Consider the following 18,517-nt stretch of genomic DNA (forward strand, 5'->3'; position numbering starts at 1 on the left):
ACGCTTCAGCGGCGAAAATACTTGGGGGGTTGCCCCCTGGGAAGATAGCTCAGTGCCAGGTTAATTTTTTACAAGAAACCTCCTCAGCTCTTGAGGGGGTTTCTTTTTGGTTCGCTTTCAAGCACTCTTCACGCCCAGAGATACAACAGAGGACACACAGAGAGACTTGTCGGGTTAGGCAAAACCAGTGTTTGAGATTCGGATTCCATATGACTCTCTTCTGTCAAACCAGGGTGAGATCCTATTAGAAAAAGATAAAGTCTACCTACAAATTGTAGTAGAATTCAAGTAGAATTCAAGTCGAAATATTTCTCAAACCCTCTCCTCGACAAGCGTTAAACGGCTGCGATCGAACTTTTCATTCCGAGAGTGACAGAAGAGGGATGAGGCGAAACCCACCTTAATACGGAATCCATTTCGGATAAGCTGGGTTTCAATAAGTCTTCACCACATCCCCCCATCTCCCTTCCGTATTACTGGATGTGTCGTTTTAGTCGAGTTGGCGTCCTGTGAGTTCGACGAAGATGTCTTCGAGGTTGGACGATCGCACCATCATTCCAGTTTTATCGGGTTGTTTGTCTAAATAGATATTGGCATCTTCGATGGTGGGGAAAAATTGGTACTCGAGGCGATCGCCCGTTTGTTTGACGAGGATTCCTTCTCCGTGTTTCGAGCGAAACTCCTCTAAAGTCCCCAATTCGATTAACTCTCCGCTGTCCATAATGCCGATGCGATCGCATAAATATTCGACTTCCTCCATATAGTGAGTCGTCAACAGCATCGTCATCCCTTGCTTGTTCAAATCTAAAATAATCTCCCATAACCGACGTCGCGTTTGGGGGTCGAGACCCACTGTCGGTTCGTCGAGAAACAAAATTTCCGGTTCGTGTAATAAGGCGCGAGCGATTTGCAACCGCCGTTTCATCCCGCCAGATAAGGTTTTGACCAACGCATCTCGACGATCGCTCAATTCCACGTAGTCGAGCCAGCGATCGATCCGATGTTGTCGCTCGACTTTCGGAATATGGTGCAACCGTCCGTGATACTCCATATTTTCCCAAACCGTGAGATCGACATCCACGCTGGTTTGCTGTAGGACGACACCGATTCGCTGCTTGGCGTATCGCGCTTGATGCACTACGTCGTAACCCGCTACCTCAATTTGCCCGCGAGTCGGCTTGGTGAGCGTCGTGAGCATCCGAATCGTGGTCGATTTGCCAGCGCCGTTGGGGCCGAGCAAACCGAACATCTCACCTCGGGCAATGGCAAAGGATAAGTCTTTGACAACTGGAACGTTGTTATAATTCTTGTACAGGTTTTCGATCGATACCGCAGCTTTCATGTATCTAAGTAGAGAGAGGATTCAATGAGGTCGTTCTCGAGGTAGAGTTGGGATTCTATCCTTAGATAGATGTTATCAAACAACGTAATTTCTTACGATAAAAGATGTTTGGAAGTTTCAAAAAATTGGACTTTTAAAAAAACAAATCAATTTTCAGTGGTTGTTATACAGCACAAAAATTTGACAATATCATTCAAAAAAACTAAAATAAGTATTATAATAAAGTCGTAGAGTTACTTAAGAAAAACAAAAATTTTAGAAATTATTAGATCTGAGTCGAAAGATTGAGATCTGTTGCAGTCCAATAAGGGGGATCTGACTGAGTGAGTTTGAACACGGCGACGACACCAACGCAATCCATGCCTACATCCGAGGGTGACAGCACCGCATCAATTGCTGCCGCTCGTCCGACCGGGTATTCCAAAAACGTTTCAGACGATGCGGTCGGTGCGTTTTTTAAGGAAATGGCAAGATATCCATTGTTGAGCCGCGATGAAGAAATCGCTCTCGCCCGCCAGGTTCGCGAACTCGTTGGCGTTCGAGAGCGGCGTCGGGAACTCAGCGAACGTTTGGGACGCAAGCCGAGCCTCGCCGAACTGGCCGATGCGATGGAAACGACTCCAGAACAGCTCGAAAAGCGAATCCAACGCGGTCGTATCGCACAACGAAAAATGGTGCGATCGAACCTGCGACTGGTGGTTTCGATCGCCAAACGCTATCTCAACCGAGGCGTGCCGTTTCTCGACCTCATTCAAGAAGGTGCTTTAGGCTTGAGTCGCGCCACCGAAAAATTCGATCCCGAAAAAGGCTATAAGTTCTCGACTTATGCGTATTGGTGGATTCGCCAAGGAATTACCCGCACGATCGCCAACGACGGAAGAACGATCCGCTTACCGATTCATATCGTCGAGAAACTCAACAAACTCAAGAAAACCTATCGCAAGCTCGGGCAGGAACTCAACCGCCAACCGACAGAGGCCGAACTCAGCGAAGCGCTCGAGTTGTCGCCCAAGCAACTCCAACAACTGCAACGGGTCAGCCAGCGATCGCTCTCGCTCAACCACTATGTCGGCGACGAAGACAACACGGAAATTCTCGATCTCCTCGAGGATACGGACAACAAATCCCCCGACTCTCAAGTCACTGAAAACATGATGTGTCAGGGGGTGCGTCAAGTCCTCGACGAAGCGTTGACGGCACGGGAAAGCGAAATTCTGGCGCTCCGTTACGGTCTCAACGGGGGTCAGCGTCAGACACTTCAAGAAATCAGTAACCTGTTTGACTTGTCGCGGGAGCGCGTCCGCCAAATCCAAACGACGGCAATGCGAAAACTGCGTCGGCCGCAAGTGGCGAAGCGTTTGCGTGGCTGGTTGAAATAGGATCGAGGGTCTGACCGGAGAGATCGGTTTTTAAGGAAGAGAATGATAAATGCGGGTGGCTGGCCGCCCGCGTTTTCTAGGCTCTACAATAACTTGAGTGTGGCGATCGCCGTTCGAGATCGCGATAGCGTTCAAAATGAATACAGGTTTTAATTCAAATGTCAAAGTCCGTGCGGCCAGGGTCGATGACGTCGATGCAGTTTTCGGTTTGATTCGAGCCTTGGCAGCATACGAAGGGCTGTCTCATCAGGTCGTCGGAGATGCCGAAACCCTCAAAGCTCATTTGTTCGGCGAACGTCCTTACGCAGAGGTTTTAGTGGCAGAACGGGACGACCGAATTGTCGGGTTTGCCCTGTTTTTCCAGACCTACTCGACGTTTCTGACGCGAGCGGGACTTTATCTCGAAGATTTGTTCGTACTTCCCGAGGAGCGAGGACAGGGCATCGGTACCGCGTTAATCCAACAGGTGGCGAAAATTGCGGTAGAACGTCAATGCGGACGGGTAGAATGGGCAGTTCTCGATTGGAACGCTCCAGCGATCGCCTTTTACGATAAAGTTGGAGCGTCCGTGTTACCTGACTGGCGAATTTGTCGAGTCAGCGATCGCGCCTTACAACACTTAGCCAGTTCTCGTACGGATAAATAACGTAAGTTGTACAATAGACCTGAAGTCGCAAACTGACTTTCCGAGCGATACGACCCCGAATTTGGCGATCGCGAATTGCTCGAAACCGGGGCGACGAGATGCCATTGCTACTGCGAACTGTCTGTGAGGTGAAACGGCTCGCTCGCGCCTTCACCTACCTGTCCGATTGCTGTTGGTAAGTTTAAACTGACATTATGACCGATCCGACTCCTACGTCCGAGCGCGGCAAACATCAAGTGGAGCTGTCGATCCAGCTCGATTCTGAGTTGCTCGAACAAATCGAACACCTAACGAACGATCCGAGCAAAATTATCGAGACTGCGATTCGTCAGTGGCTCCGAGGTGAAACCAATCGCGACGAGGAACTCAGTCGCCGTTTGCAGCGCAATCCTCCCGTACCTCCTCGGGGAGAATGGAACGACTAGCCGCGAACGCGGAGGCTGTCGCGTCGGATTGGCGATCGCACTTCGATGGCAGCCGTTAGACTCAGGTGCGAGGCCGACTCGGGATTCAACGCTTTCGTTCTCGATGCTGACTGTTTTTCTGTGGGTTCGATGACCTCTTTTGCTGACTTCCGCATTCCGCCTGCGGCGCCGACGAATTCACACACTGAGACGGAAGACCAGAGGACGAGCGATCTTTCGTTTCTCGGAGTCGAACTCGCCTATATTCAAGATCGCTCCGGTCAATACCGTTGCTTTTTTTGGAAAGACGCTCGTAATTACGGATTGATGGCCTCCCCCAACGCGGAGGAGTCCAATGGCGAGGGAAACGCGACCGACGTGTTCGAACCAGTCGATCGAGTGAGCTATCTCGCCCAACTTCGGGAAATTCTCGACGGAAAGATTCCCAAACACATCACCTGTCTGTTTGAAAGCGGGCCGCACGTTTTTCCCTTCGAGCTAACGATCTCGCCGATATTAACGGACAGCTCTGCCGCCTCATGCGTCCTCGCGATCGGAAGACGCATCCGTCCGATCGAGGAATTTTGCGCGACCTCCTCGCTGTTAGTTCGCGAATCAGCCTTACACCCGACCCAGCGATCGATTCCCTCCGACTACGACTTACTGTTAACGCGGATTTCCTATCCCAAACTGCTAACTCAAATCGCCCGAAAAATCCGCCAGACCCTCGATCTCGACACCATCTGGCAACAAACCGCGAACGGCTTGGGATCGGCCTTGAGCGTTTGGCGGTGTTCGGTCTACGCATACGATGCAGCCGCCGCATCGGTGAAACTCGTCGCCCGACACGTGGCTCGTCCGACATCTCCAACTCAGGACAGCAGCCAGCCCAACGACCTCGATCGCGATATCGCCCTGGCCGATCGTGCTGACTTCCACCAGGCGATCGTACGTCAGGAAACGGCGATCGTCGAAAGTCGAGCGGAAGATGGAACGCGGCGATCGCGTCTCGTCGTCGCCACCTCCCACCAAGGACAAGTCAACGGAGCGATCGTCCTCGAACGAGCCGAAAGCGATGCGGTTCGGCCGCCAGCCGACGAATCCGACTCCCTCTGGCATCCCACAGAAGTCGAAATCGTCGAAGAACTGGCCGACCAAGTGGGAACGGCCATCGCCCACGCCACCCTGTACCGAGAACTCGAAATTGCCCGCCAACAAGCAGAAGAAGTCTCTCGCCTCAAAAGCGACTTCCTCGCCAACACCTCCCACGAACTGCGAACGCCTCTCAACGGGATGATGGGATTTCTCAAGCTAATTCTCGACGGGATGGCCGACGACCCCGAAGAACAGGTCGAATTCATTCGAGAAGCCTATCGTTCCGCCGTCCACCTGCTCAACATCATCAACGATATTCTCGATATTGCCAAAATCGAGGCGGGTAAAATGCAGCTCGACCTCGAACCCGTCAATCTCGAAGACCTACTCAACCACCTCAAAGATTTCGTTCAAGCCCAAGTTCAACAAAAACAGCTTTATTTTCAAATGCAGCTTCCCGATACGGAAGATCGCATCGTCGTGTACGGGAACTACCAACGCCTGTTGCAAGTGCTGTTGAACTTGGTGGGGAACGCCATCAAATTTACCCACGAAGGGGGAATCACCATCGCCACCGACATTATCGATCGCGAAGTGGTCGTCAAAGATCGCACGCTGCCGGGAATGGTGAAAGTCCAAGTCGCCGATACGGGTATTGGCGTGTCTCTCGAGGTGCAAGACCGGCTGTTTCAAACGTTCAGCCAAGTGGACGGTTCCCGAACCCGACAGTACGGCGGAACGGGTCTCGGACTCGTGATTTCTCAAAAACTCATCGAAGCGATGGGGGGCGAAGTGCATTTTTACAGTATGGGGGAAGGTCTCGGCTCGACGGTGACGTTTACTGTACCGCTGTTTCAAGAGCCGGTGATGATTCCCACTAGCGACACCCTCGACACGATCGACATTTTGCTGGAAAATTAGTCGGCCACGAGATGGTTCAGTTGCGACCGTTACGATCGCTCGGTGTCGCATCGTCGGGTTCTGTGGAGTTCTCTTCCGGGGGGGTGGCGTCGTCGTTCGAGTTGTCTAATTGTGCTTCGATGGCGTCGAGGCGATCGCGGAGTCGTCGGAGTTCCATTTGACTCGAGGTTACGTCGTTCGTCACGTCGTCGAGGCGATCGGGAAAATCCCGTTCTAGCCGCTGCAACCGACTTTCTAGCCGATCGATCTCCGCCACGAGGTCTTCTTGCATCGCCGTTACGTCCTCTACAGATCGGCGAGCGATTTGCTGCTGTGAAAACGAGCGATAGGCATACCAGATTGCAATGCCAAAGGCGATCGCGATCGCCAGCAGCAAGCCGCTCACCAGGGTTTGAAAGAACACCCGAAATCGCTCGATGTCTTTGTGAATGCGTTCGACATCGACTTTCAGCTCGACTTGTTGTTGTTGCACGTCTTGAAGCGCTTCCAGATAGGTTTCTGGAGACACCTCAAAATCTAGCCGGTCGTCACCCGATCCAGCAGAGGAAGGATTAGTCATAGGTTTCGTGAGACGACATCGCCATTACGATCTTCTTAATTAAAACATTTCACGTCCCGATCGGTCATTTAAACAATTCCTTAAATCGACATGGGCGAATCGAGATAGACCATCGACTCCGGTACGGTAAAGCTGAGATTATAGGCGAGTAAAGTGTTGGCAATTTCTTCGTTAGCCAACTCTAACAGGCGCTTGCGGAGGTTTAAGGAATCTTGGCTAGAACTCGAAATAAAAAAGCTCACTCGGACGCGACTTCTGAGTGTTTTAGGAAGTTGCGAAAAATGAACGCGCGTGCTGCCCCGCTCGATCCCCCAAAAGGATTCGCTCGTATCTTCGATCGCTTGCTGAACGAGGGCTTTTTCGCTTTCGGATAACAGCTTGTAAAAATCCAAACAGACGATCGCCATTACTTTTTTACCTCGGGTAATATTTTCGATCTTCATCCCTGCCATCATCGAATTGGGAACGATAACGAGGGTATTTTGTGCCGCCGTGCGAATTTTAGTAGACCTCAATCCGATCGATTCGATGCGACCGTAAACGTCTTCTGCAAAGGGGTTGAAATTGACGCGGACGTATTCTCCAGGGACGTAGGGGCGATCGAGATAGAGTTCAAAGGTTCCGACGAGTCGCTCGAGGGCTTGACGAGAGGCGAAGGCGACCGCGACGCCGCCAATGCCCAAACTCGCCGATAATGCCACGAGATTCAGCTTCAATCCCTGAGCGAAGATCGCGACGGCTATTAGGACGATTATAATGTTGGTGAAGGTTTCAAAAACTAAAATAATTTCGTTGACTTCCTGACCCCGACGTCGCAGGCGATCGATGGCGACTTGGCGAATGACGCGCTGTACGATTTTCGAGGCTAGTAATGCCAAAGAAATTGACAGTGCCATGTAGACAAAGAAACCGAGAAATGTATAAAGTTCGGGATATTTGACGAGAAGATTCAGAGACAGGGCAATAAAGAGAAGGGTTCCCGTGGTAGTGATATAGTTTTGGAAGGGTTTGATAAAGCGATCGAAGGTATCGTCGGGATCGACTTCGATTCGATGGAGGGTAACTTGGAGAACGAGGCGACTCAGGTAAGTCAGCGATCGCCCGAGTGCTGGAGAAATGACGACGGCAACAAAAAACAAACCGAGCCGGATTGCTAGCTCGATTATGTAGCTTGAAATATCCCGATCGAGTTGAATGAGATCCATTGCGATCGCAGCGAAGAGGAAATCCTAAGAGAATTATTTGATTTTATCTTACGAGACAGCTTTTATGGAGGGTTGGCAAATGGCTTAAATATTCATCGGTTGAGCGATATCGAGCGTCTCGACCTCGAATTTAAATTTAATACCATATTCGTAAAGCTGCAAAATAATTTTTTCTCGAGCGAGTTCGAGGAGATTTTTTCTAAGCTCTACAGAGTTTTCACTCGCTCCTAAAATAAAGAAGGTCACTTTGGCTCGTACTTGTTTGCGATCGCCGTCCGGTTCGACCCAATCTTGAAAATCAACTTTGGTGAGTTGATGGTCGATGCCTAAAATATCGCAAGTACTCGAAAGAATAAGCTGTCGAACGAGTGCTTTTTCTTCGTTTGTCATCGCACAAAAAAAGGTGATATTCACCATCGAAATAATACGCCTTGCTAAGGTTAAGTTTTCAATATTGACTTGAGCGAGATTGCTGTTAGGTGCGATGACGAGAGTATTTTTTCCTGACAAACGAACTTTAGTCGAACGCCAACCAATCGACTCGACGCGACCTAACGTTCCGTCGGGTAAATGAATGTAGTCGTCTACGTCGAAGGGGCGATCGATATAGAGAACGACGCTCCAAAGAATCTGTTCTAAAACTTTTTGAGAGGCGAAAGCGATTGCAATTCCTCCAATTCCCAAACTCGCAACTAATCCCACTAAATCGACGCGGTGGGTTTGGGCAAATAAAAATACTGTTGTTAAAACAATAACTGCTTTACTTAAAAACTTTGCTAACGCCAATAGTTCGGTGTTGATTTTGCTTTCGTCTTCTAAAGAAATTCCGAGAAGATAATCTTCAAAAAAGCGATCGAACGCTTTGAATCCTACTGAAATCGTACCGCCTGCGATCGACAATCCCAAAGGAACCTCGAACACGCGCACCCAAGCAGGAAGTGGGGCGACTAAGATGGCGTTATCGGCGAGGGCGAGAATTACCAGAGCGATAATTTTTTGTCGGTCTGGTTCGATAACGTTTTGATAAATTTTTCCGTATTCTGTTGAGGCAGCTTTGCGAATTAAGGCATCACTTAATTTAGATAGTTGTAAGTACGAAATACCTGCCATTAACAAAAAAAACAAGAAAATTACGACCGCTAAAAGCAGCGCAATTCCCAATTGAATGGTATCGGGAAATCCCGCACCATCTCGGATGAATCTCAAAAAGTTATTCATGAACAACTCGGTGATTTTGAAAACTCGTTTTTGCGGGTAAAAAAGGATGTTTTGTCATCCGAATCTGAATTGATTTTACCTGAATTCTGGGGAAAGACTAGATGGTTTTGTAAAGAAAACTTAAAGGAAAGCGTTAACAAAACTGAAATATGAGAAAAATCGTACAGAAAGAGTTTTCGAGTCTGTCTTGGAGGATATCTTTAGGCGATCTCCGTCGGATAAGATCCCCGGCATCTCCAAGATACCGGGGATCTAGAGAGGTCTATAAAATCTCGCTAATTTTTCCGATAATACTCGTTTTTTGAGAATTATGCGAAATATTCGACATCGAATCGCCGATCGATTCCGATTTTTAGGGTTGACAAAATTTTATAAGTATGTATTGGCAGCAAAATAAAGACCTCGTTAAAATAAGAAAGAATGTAAAGTTTTTTTACGAAGCCGCAAATCATGAGTGTCGTTAATCTGAGTCAGATTTCCACGCAACTCGAGAGCGAGAACGCCCGCGATCGCCTGTTGGCGCTGGTGTCTTTGCGAAACGTCCCCGCGACTGACGCCGTACCGCTCATTAAAAAAGTCCTCAACGACGAACATATGCCGCTGCGATCGATGGCGATTTTCGCCCTGGGCATCAAACAAACCGATGAATGTTACGACATCCTCATCGATCTACTGCGTCACGATCCCGACTACGGCATTCGCGCCGATGCTGCGGGCGCCCTGGGCTACCTCGAAGATCCTCGCGCGTTCGAGCCGTTGGTGCGCGCTTTTCTCGAAGAAACCGACTGGCTGGTGAGGTTTAGCGCCGCCGTGTCTCTCGGAAATCTGAAAAATCCCGAAGCCTACTCCGTTCTCGTCCGCGCCCTCAACAGCCAGGAAGTCGTACTGCAACAGGCGGCGATCGCTGCTCTCGGCGAAATCGGTGCCACGCAAGCCGTCGAGGACATTTTACGCTTCGCCCGCTCGGAAGACTGGCTCGTGCGACAGCGTCTCGCTGAAGCCCTAGGGCACCTCGACCACCCCAAAAGCCGCCCGGCCTTGGCATACCTCCAAAAAGACAGTCACCCCCAAGTTTCCCAAGCGGCGACGGTGTCTCTCCAACGCTTAAACAGCAGCGTTTGATGGGGCGATCGATGCCGCGCGATACCGCTTCCAGCGATTCACCGATCGGATGTCCGTGTTACAACGCAGCTTGGGGCGTTGCACGAAACGTCCCGAGGGAATTGTGGGGTCAAACGTGCCACTCCAAACCTTCACGGGCTAAAAAGGCGTTGGGAAAGGCGTCGAGAACCTCTTTCGTCATCTCGTCGAGAAAGTCGTCCGAATGGGTGGGTTCGTGATGGAAAATGGCCAAATTCTTCACACCTGCTGCTTTGGCGATTTTAACGCCTTCTTGCCAGGTCGAATGTCCCCATCCCACCTTGGGAGATTTGGGGTTGTGATACTCCTCGTCCGTGTACATGGCATCGTAGATCAGCAGATCGGCACCTTGCGCCAGGGCGAGGACGTGTTCGTCGAGGCGATCGGGAAAATGTTCGGTGTCCGTACAGTAGAACACCGACCGTCCGTTCCAATTAATCCGATATCCCATCGCCGTATTCGGGTGGTTGAGGGGAGTCGTTTCAATGGAAATATCGTCGATTTGGAGCGCTTCGCCACAGACGACATCCACGAACTTCATATCGGCGTGCAGTCCGGCTAAAGGAACCGGCGAGTTCGTATGTAGCACGCGTTCGGTAAAGTGTTTCTCGAGGGATTCTCCGTTTTGAGGAACCGCCCCGTGAATCTTCAAACAGTGTCCCTCGACAAAAGCGGGTGTAAAAAACGGAAACCCTTGAATGTGATCCCAGTGGTAGTGGGTGAAGAACATATAGGTTTCCGGCGGGAGATCTCGCATTAAGTCTTTGCTCAACTCTTGCAAGCCCGTTCCGCCGTCGAAGATCGTGCGTCTTCCCCCTATTCGCATTTCGACGCAGGAGGTGTTCCCGCCGTAGCGTACCGTGGTTTTCCCTGGGGTGGGAATACTTCCGCGCACGCCCCAAAACTTCACTATAAATTCAGACGAGGTAGCTGGTTCCATAGACCGGTCGGGGACAGGACGACAAGACGATCGCTGGCGATCGAGACAACTCAAACTCGTTGCCTTTTACCAGAATAGCGTTTTAACGCAGAGGTCGATCGGCGTCGAGCGTTCCGCACTGTCCCTGATGAACGAGCAAGCGATCGCACAGGACGAGTGCCACCATCGCTTCCACCATCGGCACAGCCCGAGGCAAGACACAGGGATCGTGTCGTCCCCGAGCGGCCAACACGGTTTCTTCCCGATCGCGCGTGACCGTTTTCTGTTCTTTCCGAATTGTAGCAGTGGGTTTAAACGCAACGCGGAGCGTCAGGTTCTCGCCGTTAGAAATGCCCCCTTGGACGCCCCCCGATCGATTGGTACGGGTGCGGATGTTTCCCGCGTCGTCACGGAAAAACTCGTCGTTGTGTTCGCTTCCCGTCATCAGGGTTCCGGCGAACCCCGATCCGATTTCAAAACCTTTCGTCGCCGGAAGCGACATCACCGCTTTCGCCAGTTCTGCTTCTAACTTATCGAAGACGGGATCGCCCAACCCTCGGGGAACCCGACGCGCCACGCATTCGACGACGCCACCGAGGGAATCGCCCTCTCGTCCGGCGGCTTCAATGGCGGCGATCGCCTTTTCGGCAAATTCTCCGTCGGGAGAGCGCACGATATTACGTTCGACCTGTTCGAGCGTGACCGTTTCGGGATCGACGACCGCTTCGAGATCGCGAATTCGCTTGACGTAGGCGACGATTTCGACCCCGGCCACCTCTTTCAAAATTTTCTTGGCGATCGCTCCGGCGGCCACGCGGCCGATGGTTTCCCGGGCCGACGATCGCCCGCCCCCTTGCCAGTTGCGAAGGCCGTATTTCGCATCGTAAGTGGCATCGGCATGAGAGGGGCGATATTTCTGCTGCATCTCGCTGTAGTCTTGGGGTCGCGCGTCTTTGTTGCGAACCACGATCGCGATCGGCGTTCCCAGCGTTTTTCCCTGAAACACCCCCGAAAGAATCTCACAAGTATCCGTCTCTTTGCGGGGGGTCGTAATTTTACTTTGACCCGGCCGCCGTCGGTCTAACTCGAACTGAATTTCTTCTTGGGAGATTTCCAGTCGGGGCGGACAGCCATCGATGATGACACCCACACCGCCCCCGTGCGATTCGCCGAAGGTTGTAATCCGAAATAAATGCCCGAAGGTGTTTCCCACGATCTCGATCGAAAACGACTAAAGCCTGTTTATTTTAGCAGCTTCCCAGTTCCCGAAAGAGACTGTGGGGCGGGCAGTCAGACCGAGCGAGTCTCCTTACGGCGTCCAAAACTCAATGGCACCTTCTGGGAATCTCGCAAGTAGCCGATCGAAGGCTTCTTCATCTATATGGCGTCGCAAGGCTCGAGCCACGTCCCGAATTGCCGTTTCTGTTGAAAAATTGTGTTCCGAACGCAAAGACTTCACCTCTTGGGTCATCGTTGCGCGATCTTCAAAAGGCTTTTTTGGCTCGTTGGTATCCCAATCCGTCACGAAAAGCGCTCTCAGACCAATGGGAAGTACGTTAGCAAACGCGATCGCCTCTTGCGTTGAGAGTCGGCGACGAAAGGTCTGAAATACTCCCTGCGTCATCGTATAGGTGACGTGAGTACTCCAAAGACCTGCTGTCTCTCGGGCGTCTATCAAATATTCATAGAAGCGATCGGAAGCTCGTGCGTATTCGGGGGGGACTGGCATCTCAATTTCCGTAGGTTCGGGGTTTCTCTGTGCTGAACTCCATCTCGAGATTTTCCAAAACCCCAGCGAGGGCGGCTTTCATTTCTTCGATGGTGGTGGTGGCGGTTCCAAATTGGCGCACGACGATACTGGCGGCCAGGTTGCCCAATACCACAGCTTCCCAGGGCGATCCTCCCGTACACAAAGCCAGCGTTAACGCGGCGACGACGGTGTCTCCGGCTCCCGTTACATCGAAAACATCGGTGCGGTTGAAGGCGGGAACGGTTTCGACGGTTTTCGAGGGATCGAACAGACTCATCCCGTCGCCGCCTCGGGTGATGAGGACGTACTTTGCTTTAGTGCGATCGAGTAAATCGACCCCCGCTTCAATTAAGGTTTTTTCGCTGTCGATGGCGTATCCGATTTCTTTTTCGGCTTCGGGAACGTTGGGGGTAAACAGGGTTGCCCCAGCATAGCGCGTGAGGTTGTTTTGGGTATCGACGATCGTGCGGTGATGTTTCAGGGCAGCTTCGATCGCGCGGGGGGTCAACACGCCGTCGCCGTAATCCGAACAGACGATCGCCTCGACGTTGTTAGCTTCTTCTTCGATGTACGCCCCCAGTTTTTCCTGTAACGCTACGGAGGGGGGCGCGTCGGATTTGCGATCGACCCGAATCACCTGCTGCGTCACGGACTGGCGAGCGTGGGCGGAAATGCGGGTTTTGGTAACGGTGGGACGTTCTTCGTCGATGAAAATGCCCGAGGTGTCGATTCCCGCGTTGTTGAAAATCTCTACGAGGGCGCGTCCCTGTTCGTCGTCGCCGACGAGTCCGGCCACTTTCACCTTTGCCCCCAGCGTCGCTAAGTTATACACGGCGTTCGCTCCACCACCGGGAACCCGACGAGTCGATTCGTGGCGAATAATGGGAACCGGGGCTTCTCGGGAAATGCGTTCGACTTCCCCGGTTAAAAACTCGTCCAGGGTGAGATCTCCGGCCACTAACACCGATACCTCGGAAAAGCGATCGAGGAGTTCGAGCAAACGCCCTTCGGCGTCGCGCAGTCGCTCGGCGAACTCGTGAAACTTGGGAAAATTGGCGTCAATCATAGCAAGTGGCGAATGCAGCGCGATCGCGCTCGGTAGAATCTCCTGATAGCACGCATCGTTGTCGGGTCGACTCTCGCAGGCGATCGATGGCTGCATCGATTATTTCACATCCGGAGGCCACGGATTCAACCCGACTTAACTGGTCTCGCAACGTCCCCGCCCCCGGAAAGCCTTTACAGTACCAGGCGAGGTGTTTGCGAGATTGTTGGATTCCCCGTTCGCCTTTATATTCCCAAAGTTCCTGTAAGTGTTCTTTCGCGCATTCCAAGCGTGCGATCGCCGTGACGGGGGGCGTGACTTCTCCGGTTTTGAGGAAGCGATCGATCTCGCCCACTAAAAACGGATATCCCAGCGTCCCTCGCGAACACATCACGCCGTCAGCCCCAGTTTCCTCCAAACAGCGAATCGCCGATTCGACGGAGTTGATATCGCCGTTGGCAATCACGGGAATCTCTAAAACTTCCTTCACGCGACGAATCCAATCCCATCTCGCTTTTCCGGTATACCCTTGCTTGCGCGTGCGTCCGTGGAGCGTCAGCATTTGCGCCCCCGCATTCTGCATCCGCCGCGCAAAGTCAAGGATGTTGATTTCGTCGTCAGACCAACCAATGCGGGTTTTGACGGTGACAGGAACCTCCACGGCGTTGGCGACGGCTTCGACGATCGCTTCGGCGACATCCGGTTGACGCAGCAGAGAGGAACCGCCCCCTTTGCGCGTAATTTTGTTGACGGGACAGCCCATGTTGATATCGATGGTATCCGACCCTTGACCGACCGCCAGTTTCGCGGCTTCTCCCAGAAAGTCGGGGCGACAGTCAAACAGTTGAATACTGATAGGGTGTTCGTCAGGATCGACTTCCATAATTTGAGGGACTTCTTTGAGATGTTGCAAACTAGAAGCTTGTACCATCTCGGTATAAGTCATGGACTCTGGGGCGTAGCGACGCACCAACCGCCGGAAGACTAAGTCCGTCACGCCGGACAGGGGCGATTGAAACACGCGGCTGTTGACTTCCACGTTGCCGATTTTCAGCGGTGTTGAAAGGCGTTCCATAATTGTCGTCGAGGGTATCGGGGGTCTTATCGGGATAAATCGTTTCGATGCGGCGACCTAGAGCATCGTAACGGTATTCGGTACGATTTCCCCGTTCGTCGATGTGGGCTTTGACTTCTCCCGTGGCGTAGTATTCGGTGGTGGTGCGGGGATAGCGACTGTCGTCGAGATAGCTTGGCGTCTCGTCGGGATAGACCACCTGCGTCCAATCGATATCGGCGAGGGTGCTTCCCGTCAGTCCCAACGCCTCGAAGAAGGGGGTCAAGCCGTTGTCGTCGGCGTTCGGCGCGATGGTTTCGATGAGTTGGCCGACGGCGTTGTAGCGGAAGTGGGTGACTCGTCCAGCTTCGTCGAGGGAGGCGCGACGGCGATCGCCTTTGTCGTAGACGGTGATGCTGCGGGGGTTATCCTCAAGGGTATCGGGGGTGTCGTCGGGATAGAGGGTATGGAATATGTTTTAATTACCTTGAGATTCTATGATTAGAATTCCATTTTTTACTTCTATTTTTTTCAATCTTTTTAATATTTTTTCTGCTTTCTGATATTGAACAGTTTTGCTAAAATCAGTAAAACCATCTGGAGATATTGAACCGCCAAAAATAAAAACAATTAGTGCAGAATATTGAATGGGTAATTGAATTTCTTTCTTTGTTAATGAATTTTCTTGTGTTCCTAAAAGATTCTGGTGTTCTAGGACTTTACCTTGAGAAGAGTACCAAATTTCTTTCTTTTCAAAGTAGCACAAAGTAAAGGCAGGACCAAAGGCTGGCCACCGAATCATATATTCCATAATTCTATCATTTTGTATTTCATAATAAAAATATTTTCCTGGCTTGTACTTGTTCAAATTAATGCCCTGTGTATAAACAGTATTGATTTCTGACTGATTTAATTGAAGTATAGATTGTTGATGCTCAAGACAGTAAGAAGAAAAATTTTCAATTTTCAATCTAGTTTTTGTGTATTCTTCTTGTGAAGATGTATGCGTGGGAAATTGTTGTAGTACTTTAGGTATTTTTCCCTTTTTTATATCTGATTGTTTTTTCTGGATAACTAAATAGGAAACAAGAAGAAGTGTTGAAGAAGCGACAATTATAATGTTCAATATTGCTTGTATCATTGTTTTTAGTATCTATGGATTTTTGACAATGTATGAGTAACAAGATAGGCAACTAAAATCTGTGACAAACGAATTTTTTATCTTACACTATTACATTTAATTGAAGTCGCCATGTTTGGTTTCTTGTTACTCTGGAGTAATTTGTTCTAATCGCGTTTCTTCCCCACGTATAGGTAGTGATATACCAGCATTTAAGTTGATTGCAGTATTGAAGTCTGTACTTGGTGCTGCAACATCGATCGTATCATCAAATCGACCTATGCCAAATCCCACTGTGAATGTGATTATACTAAATTGACCAGATACAGCGCCTCCGAAAAGCACTCCTCCAGTAAATGTACCTGGATGTGCGCCAATTATTCTAGGTGAAGTAAGTGTTACATTGTTATCAATAAAAGCAAGATTTGGTGCAATACTCGCTAATGCTCCTGTATTAATTCCATCAGTGACTATCATCCACTTTCCTGAAAAACGGCGAGAAAGACCGTATCCAAAAATCCTGGTAGCTGCTAGTGCTCGAGCAGATAATATACCACCATTTGCACTCACGAAGAAATTAGCATCAATTCCTTCAATGTCTCCTTTCCACTCTAAGCTGTTGTTTGTACCGGTTTGTCCAACAACAGATACGGTTGCCTGTCCAACTGACAATCCAATGATAGGAGCAGCTACTGAATAAACTGTTGATAGTGCAACAGAAAGGGTTGAAGCAATAGCCGGAGCGCTAAGTGTACTAGCAAACTCCCCACTCGGATCTTCAAAAACAACAGGATTAGCGTTTCCATAAAGATAGCGATGGCGAGAAACCGGACTTTCCACCATCCCCTCAAACGGATCGGTATTAAGAAAACGCCCCGTCTCCGGTTCGTAATACCGCGATCGCAGATACTGCAATCCTAACTCGGAATCCCACGACTCACCGCGATAAAGATAAGGATTCTCCGTCGCACCCGTCGCACTCAAAACCTCACCATACGCCCCATACTCGTAAGTATCCGTCACCATCCCCAACTCGTCCGTCAACAGGCGCACGCCACTGTGTCCGTCTTGCAGGTAGAATCGAGACTCGTCCCCACGCTGCTGGGAAATCAAATCCAAACCGCGCACGTAAGCCGCCTGAGTTTCCCCGTTCGGTGCATACTCCTCGATAACCTCTGCCTTCGGAATTTCATAAACTCTGCTTATTACCTCAATTTCAACAGACCCCTAAATCAACGTTTTGTACGCTGTAATGTACTCTCTTTGTTCTTATATGACCTACTCATTACTTTTGGCTCTCTGTATAAAAACCATAAAAAATCTACAACTAAAGATAAAAGCATAATGCTACGAATAATGTTCCAGTTTTTATATATTTGCAATTTTTCTGTAAGTCCTAAAAACAAAAAAGCGATTGCTGAATGTAGGTATCCAAAGAACAATATTTCAATTTTTTTAAAACAATCGATGTTTCGCTCTTCTTGGTAAATTCTAAGAATAGAAAAAATCGTGCAGACTATCATAAATACAGATAAATCTATCCAGTAGTTAAATCTGGTCGTCTCCAAGTAAATCAGAAAAGCAATCAGAGATATAGGTTTAATCATTGCAAAGTCTCGGCTCATTTTTCGTTACAGTAGGGTAGGGTGGGCATTGCCCACTCTACAAATGGGATGAATGCGTAAGTTCTGTCTAAGCTACATCGATCGTCGCAAACCCAGAAGACCCTGGATTATGTATTTTCATTCTTAGCCACGTATAAAGTTATTAATAAAAAAGCAAGATAAAAAGCACAGTAAATGTAGGATAACGCAATAGCTGCATTATCAAAATAGCTTTCATAAGGAATATTGAATAAATTTATCACATATTTCATGACCAGAAAAAGCAAAAAAATTATGTCTTGAACAACCATTAATAGACTCGCTACTATCCTTTTTTTTGTACTGTAGTCTTGAAGGTTTTCTAATTTTTTATCCCACTCGCCAAAGGCATAGCCATCTATTATGCATGGCAAAAAAAGGACTATATAGAACGGGCTGGGATAGTAAAAAAGATGAAAAAAGTTATTCACGATCTAGATTTGGGGTGAGAATTACTATTTTTTAGCTGGGAGTGCTTGTGCAGGGCTGCGGAAAATCTCCTACGTTATAAACTGGAAAACTAAATCGGGTGCATCTCAAAAATGTAAATTCATCGAATTGGGCGCACTCAATTTCCAGATCCCCGGCATCTCCAAGATGCCGGGGATCTTATACCGGAAGTGCTAATCGGGAATTTTGCCACCCCAAACTGATGTTTTTGCGAAAGTGAGATGCACCCACTAAATCTAAGAATGCCACTAAAATTAACATCAAATCCCCTTGAGGTTTCTCCATTCAGAGCAGTCCCCGTAGGGTCTTCAGAGTTTGTGGTTACAAATGTATAAAACGATACAAAAAATTGAGAACTCGAGAGCCAAAACCTTTGAAATCTCGTGAAGTTAGTTTTTCTGTCACTCTAAACTCCGAAGAGCCATAGATCCTCACCTCTAAAGGGTCGAAGCCAACCACCTGCCGGGGACGGTTGAGTTCGTCGTAGGGTAGTGGCCAAAACGTAGTGATTTTGAATTTAATCTCTAGATAAGGTGCTTGTAAAATAGTTGTTTTCTTAAAAGCTTCAAGCAGAACCTTAAAAGGTTATTTGATTGATTGGTTATCTGGCTAGTTATTGTTTTTAGA

Annotated in this window: 19 protein-coding genes; 6 read left to right on the top strand and 13 right to left on the bottom strand. The window is 49.4% G+C overall.

Going from position 1 to position 18,517, the window contains the following annotated elements:
* Positions 1-490 precede the first annotated feature (490 nt).
* Positions 491-1,342, bottom strand: a complete 852-nt coding sequence (locus tag POG22_RS02815) for an ABC transporter ATP-binding protein (protein WP_017658799.1) — start codon at positions 1,340-1,342, stop codon at positions 491-493.
* 359 nt (positions 1,343-1,701) lie between these two features.
* On the opposite strand from POG22_RS02815, the gene POG22_RS02820 reads away from it, so the two are divergent.
* The 4 genes from POG22_RS02820 to POG22_RS02835 all read left to right on the top strand — a co-directional run bounded on the left by POG22_RS02820 (position 1,702) and on the right by POG22_RS02835 (position 5,787).
* A complete protein-coding gene (locus POG22_RS02820; RefSeq protein WP_074170905.1) occupies positions 1,702-2,721 on the top strand; it encodes an RNA polymerase sigma factor, RpoD/SigA family in 1,020 nt (339 codons plus the stop codon).
* A 136-nt stretch (positions 2,722-2,857) separates the two neighbouring features.
* The gene (locus tag POG22_RS02825; RefSeq protein WP_498903514.1) at positions 2,858-3,367 is read left to right on the top strand and encodes a GNAT family N-acetyltransferase; all 510 of its coding nucleotides are present in this window, start codon (positions 2,858-2,860) and stop codon (positions 3,365-3,367) included.
* A 194-nt stretch (positions 3,368-3,561) separates the two neighbouring features.
* Complete coding sequence (locus POG22_RS02830) at positions 3,562-3,792, top strand: hypothetical protein (protein WP_063717097.1); 231 nt, start codon at positions 3,562-3,564, stop codon at positions 3,790-3,792.
* Positions 3,793-3,921: 129 nt separating this feature from the next.
* Entirely contained in the window at positions 3,922-5,787 is a 1,866-nt protein-coding gene (locus POG22_RS02835) for a sensor histidine kinase (RefSeq protein ID WP_498903527.1), read from the top strand.
* A 16-nt stretch (positions 5,788-5,803) separates the two neighbouring features.
* Here the strand turns inward: POG22_RS02835 and POG22_RS02840 are convergent, their stop codons facing one another.
* The 3 genes from POG22_RS02840 to POG22_RS02850 all read right to left on the bottom strand — a co-directional run bounded on the left by POG22_RS02840 (position 5,804) and on the right by POG22_RS02850 (position 8,769).
* Entirely contained in the window at positions 5,804-6,346 is a 543-nt protein-coding gene (locus POG22_RS02840; protein WP_498903516.1) for a hypothetical protein, read from the bottom strand.
* 80 nt (positions 6,347-6,426) lie between these two features.
* Entirely contained in the window at positions 6,427-7,551 is a 1,125-nt protein-coding gene (locus tag POG22_RS02845) for a mechanosensitive ion channel family protein (protein ID WP_017658792.1), read from the bottom strand.
* An 84-nt stretch (positions 7,552-7,635) separates the two neighbouring features.
* A complete protein-coding gene (locus POG22_RS02850) occupies positions 7,636-8,769 on the bottom strand; it encodes a mechanosensitive ion channel family protein (RefSeq protein ID WP_498903517.1) in 1,134 nt (377 codons plus the stop codon).
* Positions 8,770-9,219: 450 nt separating this feature from the next.
* Here POG22_RS02850 and POG22_RS02855 point away from each other — a divergent pair, with 450 nt between their 5' ends.
* Positions 9,220-9,891: a HEAT repeat domain-containing protein gene (locus POG22_RS02855; RefSeq protein ID WP_063717101.1), complete on the top strand. Its 672-nt coding sequence runs from the start codon at positions 9,220-9,222 to the stop codon at positions 9,889-9,891.
* Positions 9,892-10,000: 109 nt separating this feature from the next.
* Here POG22_RS02855 and POG22_RS02860 read toward each other — a convergent pair whose 3' ends face one another.
* The 6 genes from POG22_RS02860 to POG22_RS02885 form a co-directional block, all read right to left on the bottom strand.
* Positions 10,001-10,849, bottom strand: a complete 849-nt coding sequence (locus tag POG22_RS02860; RefSeq protein WP_063717102.1) for an MBL fold metallo-hydrolase — start codon at positions 10,847-10,849, stop codon at positions 10,001-10,003.
* 82 nt (positions 10,850-10,931) lie between these two features.
* A complete protein-coding gene (aroC, locus tag POG22_RS02865) occupies positions 10,932-12,041 on the bottom strand; it encodes a chorismate synthase (protein WP_063717103.1) in 1,110 nt (369 codons plus the stop codon).
* Between the two features lie 96 nt (positions 12,042-12,137).
* Positions 12,138-12,557 (bottom strand): DUF2267 domain-containing protein, encoded by a 420-nt coding sequence (locus tag POG22_RS02870; RefSeq protein WP_498903518.1) that lies wholly within the window; start codon positions 12,555-12,557, stop codon positions 12,138-12,140.
* 1 nt (position 12,558) lies between these two features.
* Positions 12,559-13,644, bottom strand: a complete 1,086-nt coding sequence (locus POG22_RS02875) for a bifunctional heptose 7-phosphate kinase/heptose 1-phosphate adenyltransferase (protein WP_063717105.1) — start codon at positions 13,642-13,644, stop codon at positions 12,559-12,561.
* On the bottom strand, positions 13,637-14,644 hold the full coding sequence (dusB, locus tag POG22_RS02880) for a tRNA dihydrouridine synthase DusB (protein WP_498903529.1): 1,008 nt from the start codon (positions 14,642-14,644) through the stop codon (positions 13,637-13,639). Before dusB ends, POG22_RS02875 begins: the two co-directional genes overlap by 8 nt.
* Entirely contained in the window at positions 14,538-14,963 is a 426-nt protein-coding gene (locus POG22_RS02885; protein ID WP_498903520.1) for an RHS repeat domain-containing protein, read from the bottom strand. The genes dusB and POG22_RS02885 overlap by 107 nt, the downstream gene beginning before the upstream one ends.
* A gap of 39 nt (positions 14,964-15,002) precedes the next feature.
* On the opposite strand from POG22_RS02885, the gene POG22_RS02890 reads away from it, so the two are divergent.
* Entirely contained in the window at positions 15,003-15,182 is a 180-nt protein-coding gene (locus POG22_RS02890; RefSeq protein WP_498903521.1) for a hypothetical protein, read from the top strand.
* On the opposite strand, the gene POG22_RS02895 is transcribed toward POG22_RS02890, so the two are convergent.
* From POG22_RS02895 to POG22_RS02905, 3 genes are all read right to left on the bottom strand, one after another.
* Entirely contained in the window at positions 15,156-15,818 is a 663-nt protein-coding gene (locus POG22_RS02895; RefSeq protein WP_498903523.1) for a hypothetical protein, read from the bottom strand. The genes POG22_RS02890 and POG22_RS02895 overlap by 27 nt on opposite strands.
* Positions 15,819-15,944: 126 nt before the next feature.
* Positions 15,945-16,823 carry an RHS repeat-associated core domain-containing protein gene (locus POG22_RS02900; protein ID WP_498903525.1) on the bottom strand — a complete coding sequence of 293 codons (879 nt, stop codon included), beginning with the start codon at positions 16,821-16,823 and terminating at the stop codon, positions 15,945-15,947.
* A gap of 1,226 nt (positions 16,824-18,049) precedes the next feature.
* A complete protein-coding gene (locus POG22_RS02905; protein ID WP_498903526.1) occupies positions 18,050-18,175 on the bottom strand; it encodes a hypothetical protein in 126 nt (41 codons plus the stop codon).
* Between the last annotated feature and the right edge of the window lie 342 nt (positions 18,176-18,517).

The sequence above is a fragment of the Geitlerinema sp. CS-897 genome (assembly GCF_028368005.1).
In the GTDB taxonomy this organism is placed as follows: Bacteria; Cyanobacteriota; Cyanobacteriia; order Cyanobacteriales; family Geitlerinemataceae; genus Baaleninema; species Baaleninema simplex.